At 54.7% G+C, this 19,087-nt stretch carries 18 protein-coding genes; 1 reads left to right on the plus strand and 17 read right to left on the minus strand.

The window, feature by feature from the left end; genetic code table 11:
• Positions 1-56: 56 nt before the first annotated feature.
• Complete coding sequence (gene secM, locus EHN07_RS00855) at positions 57-563, minus strand: secA translation cis-regulator SecM (protein WP_124022345.1); 507 nt, start codon at positions 561-563, stop codon at positions 57-59.
• Positions 564-585: 22 nt separating this feature from the next.
• Between secM and EHN07_RS00860 the strand changes: the two genes are divergently transcribed.
• Positions 586-1,104 (plus strand): DUF721 domain-containing protein, encoded by a 519-nt coding sequence (locus tag EHN07_RS00860; protein ID WP_124022346.1) that lies wholly within the window; start codon positions 586-588, stop codon positions 1,102-1,104.
• Positions 1,105-1,112: 8 nt separating this feature from the next.
• On the opposite strand, the gene lpxC is transcribed toward EHN07_RS00860, so the two are convergent.
• From lpxC to mraZ, 16 genes are all read right to left on the minus strand, one after another.
• Positions 1,113-2,030 (minus strand): UDP-3-O-acyl-N-acetylglucosamine deacetylase, encoded by a 918-nt coding sequence (gene lpxC, locus EHN07_RS00865; RefSeq protein ID WP_124022347.1) that lies wholly within the window; start codon positions 2,028-2,030, stop codon positions 1,113-1,115.
• 100 nt (positions 2,031-2,130) lie between these two features.
• Positions 2,131-3,282, minus strand: coding sequence for a cell division protein FtsZ (gene ftsZ / locus EHN07_RS00870; RefSeq protein ID WP_124022348.1), 1,152 nt, complete (start codon positions 3,280-3,282; stop codon positions 2,131-2,133).
• A 63-nt stretch (positions 3,283-3,345) separates the two neighbouring features.
• Positions 3,346-4,602, minus strand: a complete 1,257-nt coding sequence (gene ftsA, locus EHN07_RS00875; protein ID WP_034460940.1) for a cell division protein FtsA — start codon at positions 4,600-4,602, stop codon at positions 3,346-3,348.
• 2 nt (positions 4,603-4,604) lie between these two features.
• On the minus strand, positions 4,605-5,438 hold the full coding sequence (gene ftsQ / locus EHN07_RS00880; RefSeq protein ID WP_124022349.1) for a cell division protein FtsQ: 834 nt from the start codon (positions 5,436-5,438) through the stop codon (positions 4,605-4,607).
• A 1-nt stretch (position 5,439) separates the two neighbouring features.
• A complete protein-coding gene (locus EHN07_RS00885; RefSeq protein ID WP_124022350.1) occupies positions 5,440-6,360 on the minus strand; it encodes a D-alanine--D-alanine ligase in 921 nt (306 codons plus the stop codon).
• Positions 6,353-7,828 carry a UDP-N-acetylmuramate--L-alanine ligase gene (murC, locus tag EHN07_RS00890; protein ID WP_124022351.1) on the minus strand — a complete coding sequence of 492 codons (1,476 nt, stop codon included), beginning with the start codon at positions 7,826-7,828 and terminating at the stop codon, positions 6,353-6,355. The genes EHN07_RS00885 and murC overlap by 8 nt, the downstream gene beginning before the upstream one ends.
• Positions 7,829-7,894: 66 nt before the next feature.
• Positions 7,895-8,962: an undecaprenyldiphospho-muramoylpentapeptide beta-N-acetylglucosaminyltransferase gene (murG, locus tag EHN07_RS00895; protein WP_124022352.1), complete on the minus strand. Its 1,068-nt coding sequence runs from the start codon at positions 8,960-8,962 to the stop codon at positions 7,895-7,897.
• Complete coding sequence (ftsW, locus tag EHN07_RS00900; protein WP_124022353.1) at positions 8,959-10,203, minus strand: cell division protein FtsW; 1,245 nt, start codon at positions 10,201-10,203, stop codon at positions 8,959-8,961. The genes murG and ftsW overlap by 4 nt, the downstream gene beginning before the upstream one ends.
• Positions 10,203-11,519 carry a UDP-N-acetylmuramoyl-L-alanine--D-glutamate ligase gene (murD, locus tag EHN07_RS00905; RefSeq protein ID WP_124022354.1) on the minus strand — a complete coding sequence of 439 codons (1,317 nt, stop codon included), beginning with the start codon at positions 11,517-11,519 and terminating at the stop codon, positions 10,203-10,205. The genes ftsW and murD overlap by 1 nt, the downstream gene beginning before the upstream one ends.
• Before the next feature lie 2 nt (positions 11,520-11,521).
• The gene (gene mraY, locus EHN07_RS00910) at positions 11,522-12,604 is read right to left on the minus strand and encodes a phospho-N-acetylmuramoyl-pentapeptide-transferase (protein WP_064556689.1); all 1,083 of its coding nucleotides are present in this window, start codon (positions 12,602-12,604) and stop codon (positions 11,522-11,524) included.
• Entirely contained in the window at positions 12,598-13,956 is a 1,359-nt protein-coding gene (gene murF / locus EHN07_RS00915; protein ID WP_124022355.1) for a UDP-N-acetylmuramoyl-tripeptide--D-alanyl-D-alanine ligase, read from the minus strand. Before murF ends, mraY begins: the two co-directional genes overlap by 7 nt.
• The gene (gene murE / locus EHN07_RS00920; RefSeq protein WP_124022356.1) at positions 13,953-15,440 is read right to left on the minus strand and encodes a UDP-N-acetylmuramoyl-L-alanyl-D-glutamate--2,6-diaminopimelate ligase; all 1,488 of its coding nucleotides are present in this window, start codon (positions 15,438-15,440) and stop codon (positions 13,953-13,955) included. Before murE ends, murF begins: the two co-directional genes overlap by 4 nt.
• Positions 15,427-17,193 (minus strand): peptidoglycan glycosyltransferase FtsI, encoded by a 1,767-nt coding sequence (locus tag EHN07_RS00925; RefSeq protein WP_124022357.1) that lies wholly within the window; start codon positions 17,191-17,193, stop codon positions 15,427-15,429. Before EHN07_RS00925 ends, murE begins: the two co-directional genes overlap by 14 nt.
• 15 nt (positions 17,194-17,208) lie before the next feature.
• Entirely contained in the window at positions 17,209-17,574 is a 366-nt protein-coding gene (ftsL, locus tag EHN07_RS00930; protein ID WP_124022358.1) for a cell division protein FtsL, read from the minus strand.
• On the minus strand, positions 17,571-18,512 hold the full coding sequence (gene rsmH, locus EHN07_RS00935; protein ID WP_124022359.1) for a 16S rRNA (cytosine(1402)-N(4))-methyltransferase RsmH: 942 nt from the start codon (positions 18,510-18,512) through the stop codon (positions 17,571-17,573). The genes ftsL and rsmH overlap by 4 nt, the downstream gene beginning before the upstream one ends.
• Positions 18,513-18,515: 3 nt before the next feature.
• Complete coding sequence (gene mraZ, locus EHN07_RS00940; RefSeq protein WP_034493348.1) at positions 18,516-18,974, minus strand: division/cell wall cluster transcriptional repressor MraZ; 459 nt, start codon at positions 18,972-18,974, stop codon at positions 18,516-18,518.
• Between the last annotated feature and the right edge of the window lie 113 nt (positions 18,975-19,087).

Below are 19,087 nucleotides of genomic sequence, written 5' to 3' on the forward strand. Positions count from 1 at the left end.
AAACGCCTGCCGCCAGGGCAGAGCTAAAAATAACGTGATAATGAAAAGGCGTGGTTTTAGCTAAGGCGTAATGGACCGGCGCGGATACCCTGGACCTGGCTTATCCATACGCCGGGACTGAAAGTCTCGACGGCTGGCGCTTGCCAAAGTGCAGTGTGGCGCACAATAACAGGGGGTTTGCTTTCCTGAGTGAGAAGCGCGCTGAGCGTATCCAGCAAAGCAAGTTTATGCGCCTGAAGCGGCAAACTCTCTTCTGCGACCGGAAGCGTTTGAGGCGCCATAGCAAAAGAGAGGTGGCGTATAACGGTACGAATGGCATGCTGATGCCAGTAATCGACACTAAATGATGGCCTGCGGGTACTTTCCTGCAATAATGCCAGACTATTGAAGCTGACCTTATTGAGATAGTCGTGGCTGCTGGTAGAGGTTTCCGCGGGGGCTGTCGGCTCGGTATTCTGGCTAAGCGCAGGCATGCCAAAGCTTGCCGCGACCATCCCCAGTAAGAGATGCGGCCAGAAATAACGTCTGCCAAACTGTCGCCAACAATTTAGAATACCAATCACTTTATCCGCCGGAGCATTAAGTATGCGTGATAGTCGCCCACAATCTTTAGATAATCTGTTCGATGATGCCGGAGCCGCAAGCGTGTTGCAAAACGTGCAACAGCGCGCTACTGCGCTACTTCGTCTCAACAGGGCGGTGAAAGGGATATTACCCGCTCAATTACACCCCTGGTGCCGGGTCGCCAATTTTCGACAAGGCATTCTGGTACTTGAAACCGCAAATGCCAGCTGGCTGATGCGCTTACGCTATGAACAAGCCACGTTACTGAGTGCATTACGTGCGCAAATATTACCATCATTGACATCAATCGACATCAGGATTAATCCATCGCTGGCTGCAATTGGGCAAGAATCAGTACAAGAAAACAGCATTCAGACGGTAACAGGTAAAACTGAAGGGGTGAACAGAGTGCTAAGCCTGCAAAGCGCTGAGGCATTAAGAATGGTGGCTGAACGTAGCCCGGAAAAACTGAAGGCAATAATAGAACGACTGGCGTCATTGGCCGGAGAGAGTACCAATGAAACCAGTCGCAATAAATAATTCGGCGCTTAGGCCAGAACCATTTTTGGTGCTTTAAACGCTAACGGAAGTTCGGCTTCGTCTTCGAAGGTTGCCCATTCCCAGGCTTCCTGCTTCGCCAGAACCGCCTGCAGCAATTTGTTATTCAGCGCATGGCCCGATTTATAGGCGGTAAACGCGCCGATAATGTTATGGCCGCACATGAACAAGTCACCGATCGCATCGAGCATTTTGTGACGAACGAATTCATCTTCAAAACGCAGGCCGTCTTCGTTCAGTACGCGATAATCGTCAACAACGATGGCACAATCGAAGCTACCGCCCAGGCACAAACCGCGGGACTGCAGATATTCGATATCACGCATGAAGCCAAAAGTACGGGCACGGCTAATCTGGCGCATAAACGCGTCTGCAGAGAAGTTCATGCTGTAGCGCTGGGTGCTGGCATCAATCGCCGGATGGTTAAAGTCGATGGTAAAGTCCAACGAGAAACCATTATACGGCTTGAATTCAGCCCATTTGTCGCCATCTTCCACACGAACGGTTTCTTTGACGCGCACAAATTTCTTCGCGCAGTTTAATTCGTCAATCCCGGCATCAAGCAGCAGGTAAACGAATGGCGCTGCGCTGCCGTCCATGATCGGGATTTCCGGGGCATTGACTTCAACAATAATGTTATCAATCCCTAATCCCGCAAGGGCAGCGTTCAAATGCTCAACGGTAGAAATCCGCACATCGTGCTCGTTCACCAGGCAAGTACAGAGCATGGTATCACGCACAGATTTGGCATCTGCCGGAAAATCTACCGGAGGATTCAAGTCGGTGCGACGATAGATGACCCCGGTATTGGCCGGCGCAGGGCGCAACGTCAGTATGACTTTCTTGCCGGTATGTAAACCGACGCCAGTCGCCTGAACGATACGTTTAAGTGTCCTTTGTTTGATCATCGTATAATCTCGCCAAATTAACTATCCAACCGAAGTGTATATCACAATCGGCGGGTCAGTTTAGCACAAAGAGCTGAGATCCCCAACTTCCGGTTTATTCTTAATCAGCTTGCTTGCGCAAAAATGCTGGAATATCCAGATAATCAGGCTCTTTCGCGGTTTGTGGTGTGGTGTCGTTAACCACTTTCGCCGCAGGCTTTTGTTCCTGAGTCAGCGGTGCCATACCGTGTTGCTGGTAGCGATCCATCACCGGCTGCTGCGTCTGCTTGTTGGTCACCAGGGTAATTTCTGGACGTTTGTCCATACCAATACCGGTAGCAACAACAGTTACACGCAGTTCGTCGTTCATCTCTGGGTCCAGAGATGTGCCGATAACCACAGTAGCGTTATCAGAGGCGAACGCACGAATGGTGTTACCCACGGTTTCGAACTCATCCAGACGCAGGTCGAAGCCCGCGGTGATGTTAACCAGCACGCCGCGCGCGCCAGACAGATCGATATCTTCCAGCAGCGGGCTGGAAATCGCCATTTCTGCCGCTTCTTCTGCACGGTCTTCGCCGCTTGCCACGCCAGAGCCCATCATGGCATAACCCATTTCGGACATCACGGTGCGCACGTCAGCAAAGTCGACGTTCATCAGACCCGGACGGGTAATCAGTTCAGCGATACCCTGCACTGCGCCTTTGAGCACATCGTTTGCCGCGCCAAAAGCGTCAAGCAAAGAGATACCGCGGCCCAGCACTTTCAACAGTTTGTCGTTCGGGATGGTGATCAGGGAGTCAACATGCTTAGACAGCTCGGCAATACCCTGCTCCGCGAATGCCATGCGCTTCTTGCCTTCGAAGTTGAAAGGCTTAGTCACCACTGCGACAGTCAGAATGCCCAGATCTTTTGCGACCTCAGCAACCACAGGTGCCGCACCTGTACCCGTACCGCCACCCATACCTGCGGCGATAAACACCATGTCTGCGCCTTCAAGGGCCGCACGTAACGCATCGCGGTCTTCTTCCGCAGCGGTACGACCCACTTCAGGATTGGCTCCAGCACCCAGACCTTTGGTAATGCCATTACCAATCTGGATAGTCTGGCCTACCGCAGTTTTACGTAACGCCTGAGCATCGGTATTCACCGCAAAGAATTCAACACCTTCGATGCGTTCACGCACCATGTGTTCAACGGCATTGCCGCCGCCACCACCGACGCCGATGACTTTAATCACCGCGTCGTTGGTCAGTTCCATAGGTTCAAACATAGTTTCTCTCCGTTTTGTGCCTGTCGCCTGAGACCGCTAATTTTGTCTGGTCTCTTAAAAAAATTAAAACTCTTTTCTCAGCCAGCTGTTGATTCGCTTAATCCATGAGCCGACAGAGGTGCGTTTTTCCACTTCTGCTTCACCACTAAGATGGGTTTCTTTCCCGTAGTGCAGCAAGCCGACCGCTGTGGAGTAATAGGACTCCTGGGCATAGTCAGTCAGGCCAGTAATATTTAACGGTTGCCCAATACGCACTTGCGTATGGAACACTCGCTGCGCGCAGGCTGCCAGCCCTTCGATTTGCGCCGCGCCTCCCGTCAGTACAATCCCCGCCGCCAGGTGGTGCTTCACACCCTGCTGGCGAAGTTGCTCCTGTAACTGCAAAATTTCTTCGTTTACCAGGTTCAACAGCTCGGTATAACGAGGCTCGATCACTTCCGCGAGCGTCTGGCGTTGCAGGCTACGCGGTGGGCGGCCACCCACGCTTGGCACCTCAACGTTTTCGTCTTTACCCACAATCGAACCCAGCGCACAGCCATGACGCACCTTAATCGCTTCGGCATCGCTTGGCGGTGTGCCGAAGGCATAGGCGATATCGCTGGTCACCACGTTCCCTGCATAAGGGATAACCTTGGTGTGGCGCAGTGCGCCGCCGGTGTAAACCGCGATGTCCATAGTACCACCACCAACGTCAACTACGCAGACCCCTAATTCACGTTCATCTTCGGTCAGCACCGCGTAGCTTGCCGCAAGCCCGGCAAAGATCAGCTGGTCAACTTTAAGACCGCATCGTTCAACGGCTTTGACGATGTTTTTAGCCATATCATTATGGCAAGTAATCAAATGCACCTTGGCCTGCATACGCACACCCGATAAACCTACAGGATTTTTGATGCCTTCCTGATAGTCAATCGCGTATTCTTGCGGAATGACGTGCAAAACACGATGTTCGTCACGTACACGCACTGATTTAGCGGTGTGGACCACGTTCTCAACGTCTTCCTGCGTCACTTCTTCTTCCGAGATAGGCACCATGCCAATCTCGTTCTGACAGCTAATATGCTTACCTGACAGCGCAAGGTAGACCGAAGAGATCTGGCAATCGGCCATCAGTTCGGCCTGGTCAATCGCACGCTGCACGCATTTTACGACTGACTCAAGATCGTTTACGCCACCTTTGTCCATACCACGCGATGGGCAACTGCCCACGCCAATAATATTGACCATTCCGTCAGGCAGAACTTCCCCTACTAAAGCGGCAACCTTTGCGGTACCGATCTCCAGTCCTACTACCAGTTTTCTGTCCGTCGCCTTGATCATTGTTATTCTGCCTGTGACTGATTCTGTTGCTGATTAGGATTAGGTTCCTCTACGGGAGCTGGCTGCCAGCCCACTGCCGCACCCGAGTCATAACGCAGGTCGACATAGCTAATCCTTTTATTATCGACTTGCTCTTGCTGCTGCAAAACCGGGTAAAGTTCTACAAAGCGACTCAGGCGTTTCATCGTATCGCCCCGGCCGAGGTTGAGCTTGATACCGTTGTTCAGCGTCAATTGCCAGGAGCGACGAGCGGTCATAGCCGCTGCTTTCAACGTAAATTTATCCTTTGCCAGCACCGCACCCATTGCGCGATAGCCCTGCAATACTTCAGCTTCACTGCCTTCGGGCCCCGATAACATAGGTAAAATCTGTTTTGCCGCACGCTGGGCCGGAACGCTAAACGAATTTCCTTGCGCATCAATCATATGCTGATCGTTCCAGCGGGCGATGGGCACATATTCAACCAGATGAATCTTCAATTCGTCCGGCCACTGCTTTCTGACGCTCGCCTGCTTGATCCACGGCAAGCGCTCAATTTGCTGCTGGATGATATTCACATCCTGGGTCATAAAGGTGCCAGGTGGCCCCAGCGCCAGAATAGACTGGCGAATATCATCGTTACGGGTGTAATGCCGTTCACCTGTCACCACCAGCTTAGAGAGCGGCAGGCGCTGAGCATCTTCCATCCAGCCGACCACAATCCAGCCGCCGATAAATACCGTAAACAGCACCGCGCTCAGGAAAATGATCCCGGCCAGCCTCCCACCGTTACTGCGACGAGAGCTGGTTTCCTCCTCTTGCTGGCGATTACGCGTATTCAGAGCTGCTTGCGACATATCAGTCTGCCAACTCCAGAATCCGCACAACCAGTTGAGAGAATGTCATCCCAGCCTGGCGTGCCGCCATTGGCACCAGACTGTGGCTGGTCATGCCTGGAGAGGTATTCACTTCCAGTAAATAAAACTGGCCGTCACCGTCCTGCATGACATCGACGCGTCCCCAACCGCTGCAGCCCAAAACTTGCCAGGCCTGCAGTACTAAAGCCCGTAACTCTTGCTCACGGGATTCGCTTAAACCGCCTGGGCAGAAATACTGTGTCTCATCAGAGAGATACTTCGCCTCATAATCATAGAAAATGCCGGCCGGTTGGATACGAATCGACGGTAATATTTCTGCGCCAAGGATCGCCACCGTGTATTCAGGACCGCTGAGCCACTTTTCGATCAGAACTTCTTCGTCGTGTTCAAAGGCCAATTCAAGCGCTGCGGGTAAGGCCGCAACGTTATCAACCTTCGACATGCCCACGCTTGAGCCTTCACGGCTTGGCTTAACAATGACCGGCATCCCTAAGCTTGCAATACGCCCGACGGTAGCAGCATCGATCCCAGCTTCAACATCGCGACGCGTTAAGGCAACCCACGGAGCCACCGGTAAATCCGCGCCTTTCCACAACAGCTTGGTACGCAGCTTGTCCATGGAGACGGCAGAAGCCATTACGCCACTGCCGGTATAAGGAAGCTGCAGCAATTCCAGCAGCCCCTGCAGCGTTCCGTCTTCGCCGCCACGGCCATGCAATGCGATAAAGACTTTGTCAAAGCCCTGCGCTTTCAACTCAGTTACCGGCGTGTTTTGCGGGTCGACTTCATGGGCATCAATCCCCGCTTCGCGCAGACCGGCAAGCACCGCAGCACCGGATTGCAAAGAGACCTCACGTTCAGCGGAAGTGCCGCCCAGCAGAACAGCGATTTTATCAGCCATGACGATCTCCTTCCTTAGTGTGGGGCTGTAATTTAAATTCAGCCAGGTTTCTTGCCACTTTGCCGACATTTCCCGCACCTTGTACCAGGATCAGGTCATTTCCCGACAAAACAGGGGCCAAAAAGTCCGTGACCTGGGTGGCGTCCGGAACCAGGATAGGGTCGACTTTGCCACGACCGCGAATGGTACGGCATAGCGAACGGCTATCCGCCCCGGGAATAGCCGCTTCGCCAGCAGCATAAACATCCAGCATCAGCAGCGAATCCACCTGCGACAACACGTTAGCAAAGTCATCATACAAATCACGCGTCCGGGTGAAACGGTGCGGCTGGAAGATCATCACCAGGTTTTTATCCGGCCAACCGGCGCGTGCCGCTTTGATGGTGGCATCCACTTCCGTCGGGTGGTGACCGTAGTCGTCCACCAGCATGGCAGTCCCTGGCTTGCCGTTCACCGCGGCAAGCGGATATTCACCAAGGAAATCAAAGCGACGCCCGGTTCCCTGGAAACTTTCCAGCGCACGCAGAATGTCTTCGTCATCAATGCCTTCTTCCGTCGCCACAGCAACCGCTGCCGCCGCGTTTAACGCGTTGTGGCGACCCGGCGCATTCAGCGTCACGTGCAGCGCAGGTTTATCCTGACGCACAATCGTGAAATGCCCCTGTGGCCCTTTCTGCTGGTAGTCTTCAATGCGCACGTCCGCATCTTCGCTAAAGCCGTAAGCGGTAATTTTACGGCCAACGCGTGGCAGCAGCTCACGGATCACCGGGTCGTCCACGCACATCACCGCCAGACCATAAAACGGCAGGTTGTGCAGGAAGTTAATAAACGTCTGCTTTAAATTCTCGAAGTCGCCCTGGTAGGTATCCATGTGGTCAGCTTCGATATTCGTGACGACGGAAACCATCGGTTGCAGATGAAGGAATGACGCATCGCTTTCATCTGCTTCAGCAATCAGGTAACGGCTGTTACCTAAGCGCGCATGGGTTCCCGCGGCTTTTACCAGGCCACCATTCACAAAAGTAGGATCAAGGCCTGCTTCGGCATAAATACTGGAAACCATCGCCGTGGTCGTGGTTTTACCGTGCGTACCGGCAATCGCAATGCCATGACGGAAACGCATCAGCTCGGCCAGCATTTCAGCACGACGAATAACCGGGATACGCGCTTCATGAGCGGCAACAATTTCCGGGTTATCCATTGAGATAGCGGTAGATACCACCACCACGCTCGCATCGAGCACGTTTTCCGGGCGATGGTTGAAATAAATCGTGGCGCCCAGCGCCGACAACTGCTGCGTGACCGGGTTCGGCGCCAGATCGGAGCCGCTTATCTGGTAACCTTCATTGGCTAAAACTTCGGCAATGCCGCCCATACCGGCACCGCCGATGCCAACAAAGTGAATGTGCCGGACGCGACGCATCTCGGGCACAATAGAACGCAGTTTCGCCAGTTGTTGTGTATTCATTCTCTAACCTGCAGCGTCAAACGCCATTACTTCAAATATTCATGGGCAACAAGCCGCCCACAATGATTACGCCAGTGCTGCGGCGCTCACTTCTTTGGCTACCCGCTCTGTGGCATCAGGAATGGATGCAGCACGCGCACGCCCGGCCATTGCCAGTAACGTCGCTCTGTCCCACCCGGCGAGAGTCTGGGTAACGGCATCCACGGTAAACTGCGGCTGCTCCAGTATTTTTGCCGCCTCCGCTTTTTCCAGCGGCAGCGCATTCCAGTATTGCTGCCGATCTTTATGCTGGAAGGGAACAAACAGCGCAGGTAACCCTGCGGCCGCGATTTCGCTCACGGTTAATGCACCGGAGCGACAGACCACGACATCGGCCCACGCATACGCGCCAGCCATATCATCAATAAACTCGGTCACTTTATGCTGTGGCTGCGCGGCTTCTGCATACGCCTGCGCCACCACCTCCAGCCCGCCTTTGCCACACTGGTGCCAGATGGTCACGGCATCCCCAAGGCGGCCTGCAACTTTGGGCATAGTCTGGTTCAGCACACGAGCTCCCTGCGAACCACCAACAACCAGCACCCGCACAGGGCCTTCACGCCCGGCAAAACGTTGCTGCGGTAATGGCAGCGCTAACACGTCGGTACGCACCGGGTTGCCGACCACATCCGCATTCGGGAAGGCGCCAGGGAACGCCTGCATGACTTTTTTGGCAATTTTCGACAACCATTTATTGGTTAAACCGGCAATCCCGTTTTGCTCATGCAACACCACCGGAATACCGAGCGACCAGGCGGCAAGCCCGCCAGGACCTGATACATAGCCGCCCATCCCCAGAACCACATCCGGGCGATAGGCTTTCATGATGGCCCGCGCCTGACGCCAGGCGTTGAAGATACGCACCGGTGCCAGCAGCATCGCCTTCAGGCCCTTGCCGCGCAAACCAGAAATACGAATGAAATCAATCTCGATGCCATGTTTCGGCACCAGGTCTGCTTCCATACGATCGGCGGTGCCCAGCCAGCGCACCTGCCAGCCCTGAGCCATTAAGTGATGCGCCACCGCAAGACCCGGGAACACATGCCCGCCAGTCCCGCCTGCCATCACCATTAACCGCCGGGTTTGATTACTCATCGCACACCCTTCGTAAACGCCTGGGCTTTTGCCAGACGTGTTTCATGATCGATACGCAGCAACATCATAATTGCTGTAGACATAATTAACAGGCTCGAACCACCGTAGCTGATCAATGGCAGCGTCAGGCCCTTGGTAGGTAACATACCGGCAGCGGCACCGACGTTGACCAGCGACTGGAAACTAAACCAGACGCCAATTGAGCACCCCAGGAAGCCCGCAAAACGCTGGTCCATTTCCAGCGCCCGCTTGCCGATGGACATCGCGCGAAAAGCGACGAAGAATACCATCAATAAAGCCAGCACCACACCGATATATCCCAGCTCTTCGCCGATAATCGAGAAGATGAAGTCGGTGTGTGCTTCCGGCAAATATTCGAGCTTTTGCACAGAATTCCCCAAGCCCTGCCCCCACAATTCCCCGCGACCAAATGCCATCAGAGACTGTGTCAGCTGGTAGCCGCTGCCAAACGGATCTTCCCACGGGTTCCAGAAAGAGGTTACGCGGCGAATACGATAAGGTTCGGCAAGGATCAGCAAGATAACCGCAGAAATCCCCATCCCGATAATGGCCAGGAACTGCCAGAGTTTGGCCCCCGCCAGGAACAGCATCGCCAGCGTGGTGACAAACAGCACAACAACCGTCCCTAAGTCAGGCTGTGCCAGCAGCAAAATGGCCATCACCAGAATGACGCCCATCGGTTTCATGAAGCCGCGTAGGTTATTACGCACCTCATCAACTTTACGAACCAGATAGTTGGCGAGGTAGCAGAACAGCGACAGTTTCGTGAATTCAGCAGGCTGAATACGCAGCGGGCCAAAAGCAATCCAGCGTGACGCACCGTTTACCGAGCTACCGACAACCAATACGATCAACAGCATCGCAATAGACAGCAGCAGCATTGCGGTACTGTGGCGCTGCCAGAAATCCATTGGCAAGCGCAGCGTGATCATCGCCATGGCAAACGCGAGGACAATGTATAGACCATCACGTTTAGCAAACAGGAACGGATCGTTCGCCAGACGCTGGCCGACGGGCATCGAAGCCGAAGTCACCATAATAAAGCCGACGGCAGCCAGCCCGAAAGTGAGCCATAACAGCGTGCGGTCATACATCACGATGTTATTGGACTCCGCCTCCTTCGAGCCCATCACCCAGCCTTTAAGCGCCGACGCCAGCCAGCTCAGGATGGCAAATCCCGGCACTCGTGGCATTCGCAGGCGAGGGAGCGATAAGCGCATCAGCCAAGCTCCTTCGCAAGTTGGGTGAACTGATCACCACGTTGTTCGAAGTTCTTAAACTGATCGAGACTCGCACAGGCCGGTGATAAAAGAACCATGTCGCCGGGTTGAACGCGGGCGGCAATCAGTTTCATCGCCTCAGCCATGGTTTCAGTTTGCTCGGCAACATCAGGGCGCAGTGCAGCAAGTTCAGCTCCGTCACGGCCAAAGCAATACAGTCGAATGGTGGAACCTTGCAGATACTGGCTCAGTGACGAGAAATCAGCTGATTTACCATCGCCGCCTAACAGCAGATGCAATGTGCCTTCAACTTTCAAACCGTTCAGCGCCGCCTCTGTGCTACCGACGTTGGTCGCTTTCGAGTCGTTAATCCAGCGCACGCCGTTGCGCTCCCATGCCAGCTGGAAGCGGTGCGCAAGACCGGTAAAGGTGGTCAATGCCTGCAGGCTGCTGGAGCGTGGCAGTTTCACCGCATCAGCCAGCGCCAGCGCGGCAAGCGCGTTGGTATAGTTATGGCGACCAACGATTTTCATCTCTTTGGTATTCAGCACTTTCTCGCCCTTCACACGCAGCCAGGTATCCCCTTGCTGATGATTGAGGTGGTAATCGCCGACATCCACGCCAAAGCTGATACAGCGCTCGTCTGCGCCACGAACCGGCATGGTCAGGGCATCATCGGCGTTCACCACGCAAACTGCGGCGTTTTCATAAACGCGCAGTTTAGCCGCGCGATACTGTTGCAGACCGAACGGGTACCTATCCATATGATCTTCGGTAACGTTAAGAATGGTCGCCGCCGCCGCTTTCAGGCTAAAGGTGGTTTCCAGCTGGAAGCTCGATAACTCAAGGACGTAAAGCTCACGGTTTGGATCAAGCAGCATCAACGCAGGCAAGCCGATGTTTCCACCCACGCCCACATTCACGCCAGCCGCCTTAGCCATTTCACCGACTAACGTGGTGACGGTGCTTTTCCCGTTAGAACCCGTAATCGCAATAATTGGCGCTTGTGCTTCACGGCAGAACAGTTCGATATCACCCACGATTTCGACGCCTGCGTCTGCCGCACGGCTCAACGCAGGGTGGGCTACCGCAATACCAGGGCTGGCAATAATCAAGTCAGCCGCTAACAGCCAGTCTTCGTTGAGCGCGCCGGTATGTCGCTCCACCGTCTCAGGCAGTTTTTCCAGGCCCGGAGGTGAGATGCGGGTGTCCATCACGCGCGGCGTAACGCCACGCGCAAGGAAGAAATCCACGCACGACAGGCCGGTAAGGCCCAACCCGATGATGACGACATTTTTCCCCTGGTAATCAGTCATAGTTAACGCACCTTCAGGGTAGCCAGGCCGATCAGTACCAGCATCAGCGAAATAATCCAGAAGCGCACAATCACTCGCGGCTCCGGCCAGCCTTTCAATTCATAATGGTGATGAATCGGGGCCATACGGAAAATACGCTGCCCGCGCAGTTTGAAGGAGCCAACCTGCAAAATGACCGACAGCGTTTCAACCACAAATACCCCACCCATAATCACCAGCAGGAATTCCTGACGCAGCAGCACCGCGATGGTACCGAGCGCACCGCCCAAAGCCAGTGAGCCGACATCCCCCATAAATACTTGCGCCGGATAGGTGTTGAACCACAGGAAGCCCAACCCGGCCCCCACAATCGCGGTACAGACGATAACCAGTTCGCCCGCATGGCGCAGGTAGGGAATATGCAGATATTCCGCGAACTTAATGTTACCTGTCGCCCAGGCGACCAGCGCAAAACCAGAGGCCACCAGCACGGTTGGCATAATCGCCAGGCCGTCGAGGCCGTCGGTGAGGTTGACGGCGTTACCGGTGCCGACGATCACAAAGTACGCCAGCAGCACGTAGAACAGGCCAAGCTGCGGCATCACGTCTTTAAAGAACGGCACAACCAGCTCGGTGGCTGGCGTTCCTTTTCCTGCGCTGTACATGGTGAATGCGACTGCCAACGCGATAACGGACATCCAGAAATACTTCCAGCGGGCAATCAAGCCTTTGGTGTCTTTGCGCACCACTTTGCGGTAATCATCAACAAAGCCAATCGCGCCGTAACCGACCAGCACAAACAACACGCACCAGACGTAGGGGTTTGACGGATAAGCCCACATCAACACCGAGATAACGATAGAGGTCAGGATCATAATCCCGCCCATGGTTGGCGTACCGCGTTTGCTGAAATGGGACTCCGGGCCGTCGTTACGCACCACCTGGCCGAAGGAGAGCTGCTGCAAACGCGCAATCATACGTGGCCCCATCCATAACGAGATGAACAGAGCGGTCAGCAGGCTGACAATGGCGCGAAACGTCAGATACGAAAAGACGTTAAAGCCGGAATAATATTTGACCAAATGCTCGGCCAGCCAAACTAACATGTTCCATTCTCCTGTAATGCGCGTACGACCTGTTCCATGGCGGCACTACGTGAACCCTTCACTAAAATAGTTATCATTGAATGCTCGGCGATAAGCGCCTTCAGGCGCACGATTAAAGAAGACTTATCGGTAAAATGTTCGCCGACTTCAGAGGCCTGGCTGATAAATTCGCTCAGCGTGCCTACGCTTAGCAAGCAATCAATGCCTGATGCTTTTGCTGCTTCACCCACCTGGCGGTGGCACTCAACAGCCTCGTCACCTAATTCGGCCATATCGCCAACGACCATCACGCGCAAACCCGGCATTTCAGACAGCACCTGCGCAGCGGCGGTCATTGACCCGACATTGGCGTTATAGCTGTCATCAAGCAGAAGCTGGTTTTCGCAAAGTTGGATCGGGAAGAGACGACCGGGCACGGCTTTAAGGTCGGCAAGGCCGATCTTGACCGCTTCCAGCGTTGCGCCCACCGCCATCGCAAGCGACGTCGCCGCCAGCGCGTTGGCGATGTTATGACGACCCGGTAACGGTAAAGTCACATCAATGTCGCCAACCGGCGTTTTGATGGTGAAATCGGTGCCACGTGCGGTGATGCGCACGTTGGTGGCGGAAAAATCGCTGCCTGCGGCATTCGGCGAGAAGCGCCAGGTTTTGCGTTCGCCAATCACTTCCTGCCAGTTCAGCCAGTCGTTATTGTCTGCATTGAGAATCGCGATACCGTTATCCGGCAGCCCGGCGAAAATCTCACCTTTTGCTTTCGCAACACCGGCAAGTGAACCAAATCCTTCCAGATGTGCCGCAGCGAGGTTATTGACCAAAGCGGCTTCCGGACGGGTCAGGTTTACCGTCCAGGCAATTTCGCCCTGGTGGTTAGCACCCAGCTCAATCACCGCAAATTCATATTCTGGCGTCAGGCGTAACAACGTCATGGGCACGCCAATGTCGTTATTCAGATTGCCAGCGGTATACAGCGTGTTGCCGCACTGGCGCAGAATCGCCGCGGTCATCTCTTTAACGGAGGTCTTACCGGAAGACCCCGTCAGCGCAACAATACGCGTTGGCACCTGCTGGCGAACCCATGCTGCCAGCTCGCCAAAGGCCTGATGGGTATCGGCCACCACAAGCTGGGGAATATTCACATCCAGCTTGCGGCTAACCAACAATGCTCCGGCGCCATCGTTTACCGCGTCCTGTGCAAAATCGTGAGCATCAAAACGCTCGCCTTTCAGCGCCACAAACAGACAGCCCGGCGTTAATTTGCGGGTATCGGTTGTGACCTCGACGATCTCAGCATCCGTACCGTGCAGTTCCGCCTGCATAACAGCGGCAAGCTGGCTCAATAAGACGCGAATCATGCCACCACTCCCAGCAGGCGGGCGACGGTAACGCGGTCCGAATAGTCCAGACGGCGCACACCAACAATTTGATAGTCCTCGTGGCCTTTACCGGCAACCAGAACCACATCATTTTCATTGGCCTGCATAATCGCGTTGGTCACGGCCTCGGCACGGCCTGACACCACATGCGCGCGCCCCGCATCCAGCATGCCGGCCAGGATATCGCCAACGATGGCTTTCGGCTCTTCGGTGCGCGGGTTGTCATCGGTAACCACCACCACATCAGCGTATTGTTCAGCAATTCCCCCCATAATCGGGCGCTTGCCTTTATCGCGGTCGCCGCCGCAGCCGAACACACACCACAGCTTGCCGCTGCAATGTAAACGAGCAGCTTGCAGTGCTTTCTCAAGGGCATCCGGCGTGTGGGCATAATCCACCACTACTGTCGGTTTGCCCGGCGCGCTGAACACCTCCATACGTCCGCAAACGGGTTGCAGACTCGGGGCCGTTTTCAGCAGTTCTTCGAGTGGGTAATCCAGCACTAACAGAGTAGCTAGCGCTAACAACAAATTGCTGACGTTGAAAGCCCCCATCAGACGACTTTCAATTTCTCCATCGCCCCATGAAGAGCTGAACTGGATAGTGGCCCCGCCATCGTGATAATGCACGTTGGTTGCTTTCAACCAGCGGCCACGGCAGCCAGGCTGCAAATTATCTTCCATCGTCACGGCAATGGCATCGGGCAAACGCGCAAGCCAGCGACACCCGACTTCGTCATCCGCATTGATGATGGCATGGCCGTAATCATGTTCCGAAAACAGCAGCCATTTAGCCGCTTCATAACCCGCCATATCACCGTGATAATCAAGATGATCGCGGCTGAGGTTGGTAAACACGCTGGCGGCGAATTTCAGCGCGGCAACGCGATGCTGCACCAGCCCATGGGAGGAGACTTCCATGGCGGCGAAGCTCGCGCCTTGCTCAGCGAGGCTGGCCAGCACATGCTGCACGTCAACGGCTGAGCCGGTAGTGTTTTCGGTTGGCTTTACGTTACCGAGCAAACCGTTGCCTACGGTGCCCATTACCGCACTGGTTTCGCCCAATAGCTGGCTCCACTGTGCCAACAATTGAGCCGTGGTCGTTTTACCATTGGTGCCGGTTACGCCAACCAGGCGCAATGCACTTGAGGGTTCGTTATAAAAACGCCCAGCCAGAGCAGAAAGACGTTGATGCAGCTGGCTCAGATAAATAACCGGCACGCCGTGCATTTCACGGATTTCACCATCGACGGCTTCGCCTTCAGCTTCAGCAACGATTGCGGCTACGCCTTGCGCTATTGCCTGTGGGATATATCGACGCCCGTCCGCCTGATGGCCTACCACAGCCACAAAAAGGTCGCCCGATGCCGCCACGCGGCTATCGAGTGTCATTTCTCGCAGTACTCGCGAAGGCAGCTCTGGCACCCACGGAGCGAGAAGGTCGCGCAAATTACGATCTGCCACCTGATCCCTCTTTTTGATTAATTACAAATTCACTTTTTTCGCCTGTCGCCAGTGCATCCGGCTCGATATTCATGGTGCGCAGCACGCCGCCCATGATGGCACCGAACACGGGTGCAGAGACGGCACCGCCGTAATATTTCCCTGCCTGCGGGTCGTTAATCACCACAACCAGTGCAAATCGAGGGTTACTTGCTGGCGCAACGCCTGCGGTATAAGCGATGTATTTGTTAACGTATTTGCCATCCGGCCCGACTTTTTTCGCGGTACCGGTCTTAATGGCGATACGGTAGCCTTTAATCGCCGCTTTCACGCCGCCGCCGCCGGGTAATGCCACGCTTTCCATCATATGCACCACGGTACGCACCAGCGGCTCAGGGAAAATACGCTCGCCAGGCACCGGAGGGTCAACCTTAGTAATCGACAGCGGGCGATACACGCCGTAGCTGCCAATCGTTGCGTAGACTCGCGCTAACTGTAACGGGGTTACCATTAGCCCGTAGCCGAAAGAGAAGGTGGCCCTCTCTATGTCAGACCACCGTTGTTTTTGCGGATATAAGCCACTGCGTTCTCCGACCAGCCCCAAGTTGGTCGCTTTTCCCAGTCCAAAACGTGAGTAAGTATCTACTAACGCTGAGGAGGGCATCGCTAACGCCAGTTTTGAAACCCCGACGTTACTCGACTTCTGTAGCACCCCGGTAAGGGTCAATTCGCTGTAGCGCGCCACATCTTTGATCTCATGACCATTGATGCGGTACGGCACGGTATTCAGAACGGTATTTTCACGCACCACGCCACGTTGCAGCGCGGTCATAACCACCATCGGTTTAACGGTGGAGCCCGGCTCGAAAACGTCCGTGATGGTGCGGTTACGCATCACATCTTTTGGCGTGCCGCTCAGATTGTTTGGGTTATAGGACGGGCTGTTTGCCATCGCCAGCACTTCACCGGTATTCACATCCACCAGCACCGCACTGCCCGACTCGGCTTTGTTAAAGGCCACGGCGTTGTTTAGCTCGCGATAAACCAAGGCCTGCAAGCGCTCATCAATGCTCAGCGCCAGATTGTGGGCGGCCTGGCTGTCGGTTGAAGAAATATCTTCAATCACGCGCCCAAAGCGGTCTTTACGCACAATGCGCTCGCCCGGTTGCCCGGTCAGCCATTTATCAAAGCTCTTCTCAACCCCTTCAATCCCCTGACTATCGACGTTGGTGAAGCCAATGAGGTGAGCAGTTACTTCGCCTGAAGGATAGTAGCGACGAGATTCCTCACGGAGATGAATCCCCGGAAGTTTGAGTTTTTTGATGTAGTCGCCAATGTCCGGGTTTACCTGGCGAGCCAGATAAATAAAGCGACCTTTCGGGTTGCTGTTAACGCGGGAGGCGAGCTGATCGAGAGGGATTTTCAGGGCGTCCGCCAGCGCTTTCCAGCGGTTATCCAGCGTAATGCCGCCTGCGTCGTGCAACTCTTTCGGGTCGGCCCAAATCGCCTTAACCGGCACACTGACGGCCAATGGGCGGCCTGCACGGTCGCTAATCATGCCGCGGGAAGTTGAGACTTCCTGCACACGCAAGGAACGCATATCGCCCTGACGTACCAGCATGTCTGGCGCGATGATTTGCAGCCAGGCCACGCGACCTAACAGGAAAACCAGCGCCAGCAAAATGCAACCGCAAAGCAACGCAAAACGCCAACTGACAAAGTTGGCCTGTTCTTCCTGGCGTTTCGGTTTAAGCGTTTTTGCCGCTGCTCTCATCTGCCACGCGATTCCTTATTGCTGAACTACAATGTTTTCCTGCGATGGGTCGACATGCTGCAACTGCAGCTTTTCCGTCGCGACCCGCTCCACCCGGCTATGATCGCCCAGTGCGTTTTCTTCCAGAATCAGGTTGCGCCATTCGATATCCAGCGCATCACGCTCCACCACCATTTGCTCGCGCTGTGCGGTGAGCAGACGGGTGTGGTGCGCGGTGGTCACAACAAAAATGGCGGTAACGATAATGGCGGCAAATAAGATCAGCGGCAGTTTCCCATGACGCAACAAGTCACCACCAATCACCGTAGGCAGCGCATGACGCTCGCCACTGCTCAGCTGACCTGTCACTTTACTCAGGGTTTCTGCCACTCTGCCTATCATGCATTCGTCCTTTCAGCGATGCGCAGTACCGAACTGCGGGCACGCGGGTTTTCCGCCACTTCTTCGTCGCCAGGCATCATTTTGCCGATGGATTTTAAATACCTGCCGCCGAGCTTATTCAACTGAGCTTCCGTCATTGGCAGACCCGCCGGAACCTGGGGTCCACGGGTGTTTTCACGCATAAAGCGCTTAACAATGCGGTCTTCAAGCGAGTGGAAGCTGATAATCGATAGCCGACCGCCAGGGGAGAGCGTTTCAATTGAGCCTTTCAGGGCCTGCTCAATCTCTTCGAGTTCGCTGTTGATCCAGATACGGATAGCCTGGAAGGTGCGCGTGGCCGGGTGTTTGAACTTATCTTTCACCGGCATGGCCGCAGCGACAACCGTTGCCAGCTCTTTGGTACGCGTCATTGGCTGTTCGCGGTTGCGCTCGATAATGGCGCGGGCGATACGCTTGCCGAACTTTTCTTCACCGAAGGTTTTGATAACCCAGGCAATATCCGCTTCGTCTGCGCTAAGCAGCCACTGCGCGGCAGATTGACCGCGCGTTGGGTCCATACGCATGTCCAGCGGGCCGTCGCGCATAAAGGAGAAACCACGTTCCGCATCGTCAAGCTGTGGGGAAGAGACGCCAAGATCCAACAGGATGCCGTCGATTTTCCCCAGCAGGTCACGTTCGCGGGCGTATTCGGCTAATTCAGAAAAAGGCCCATGAATAATGGAGAAGCGCGGATCGTCAATCGCCTGTGCCGCCTCAATCGCTTGTGGATCGCGATCGATAGCCAGCAGACGTCCTTCTGGCCCCAGCTGGGAAAGAATTAAGCGAGAATGGCCACCACGGCCAAAGGTGCCATCAATGTAAATGCCATCCTGACGAATGTTAAGGCCATTCACGGCCTCATCAAGCAGCACCGAAGTATGTTTAAAATTTTCCATCATTATTTAGAGTGACAAGTCCTGCAGCCTATCCGACAACGTAGTCGTCGTGGCCTGCTCAGCGTCGATGTCTTCCTTGACCTGTTGATGCCAGGTCGTTTCATCCCACAGTTCAAACTTATTGAACTGCCCAACCAGCATCACTTCTTTGGTTAGCCCGGCGTGTTGGCGCAAAACGGGTGCCAGCAACAATCGCCCGGCGCTATCCATCTGACATTCACTGGCATGGCCCAGCAGCAGCCGCTGCACGCGACGCTCTACCGGGTTCATGCTCGACAGACGAGCTAGCTTTTGTTCAATAATTTCCCACTCGGGAAGGGTATAAAGCAGCAGGCACGGGTGATGGATGTCGATGGTACAAACCATCTGACCTTCAGAGGTTTCGACAAGCTTTTCCCGGTAACGGGTAGGTACGGCAAGCCGCCCTTTGCTGTCGAGATTGACTAATGTTGCCCCACGGAACATGCCAGCCTCACCCTTAAATTCCCCTTTCCACCACTTTGCCCCACAAAATCCCACCTAAAGGAGTTTACGGAGCGGAGGAAAACCTTGTCAAGCAAGCTACAACGCTAATAGAA

It is taken from the genome of Buttiauxella warmboldiae (assembly GCF_003818135.1).
In the GTDB taxonomy this organism is placed as follows: Bacteria; Pseudomonadota; Gammaproteobacteria; order Enterobacterales; family Enterobacteriaceae; genus Buttiauxella; species Buttiauxella warmboldiae.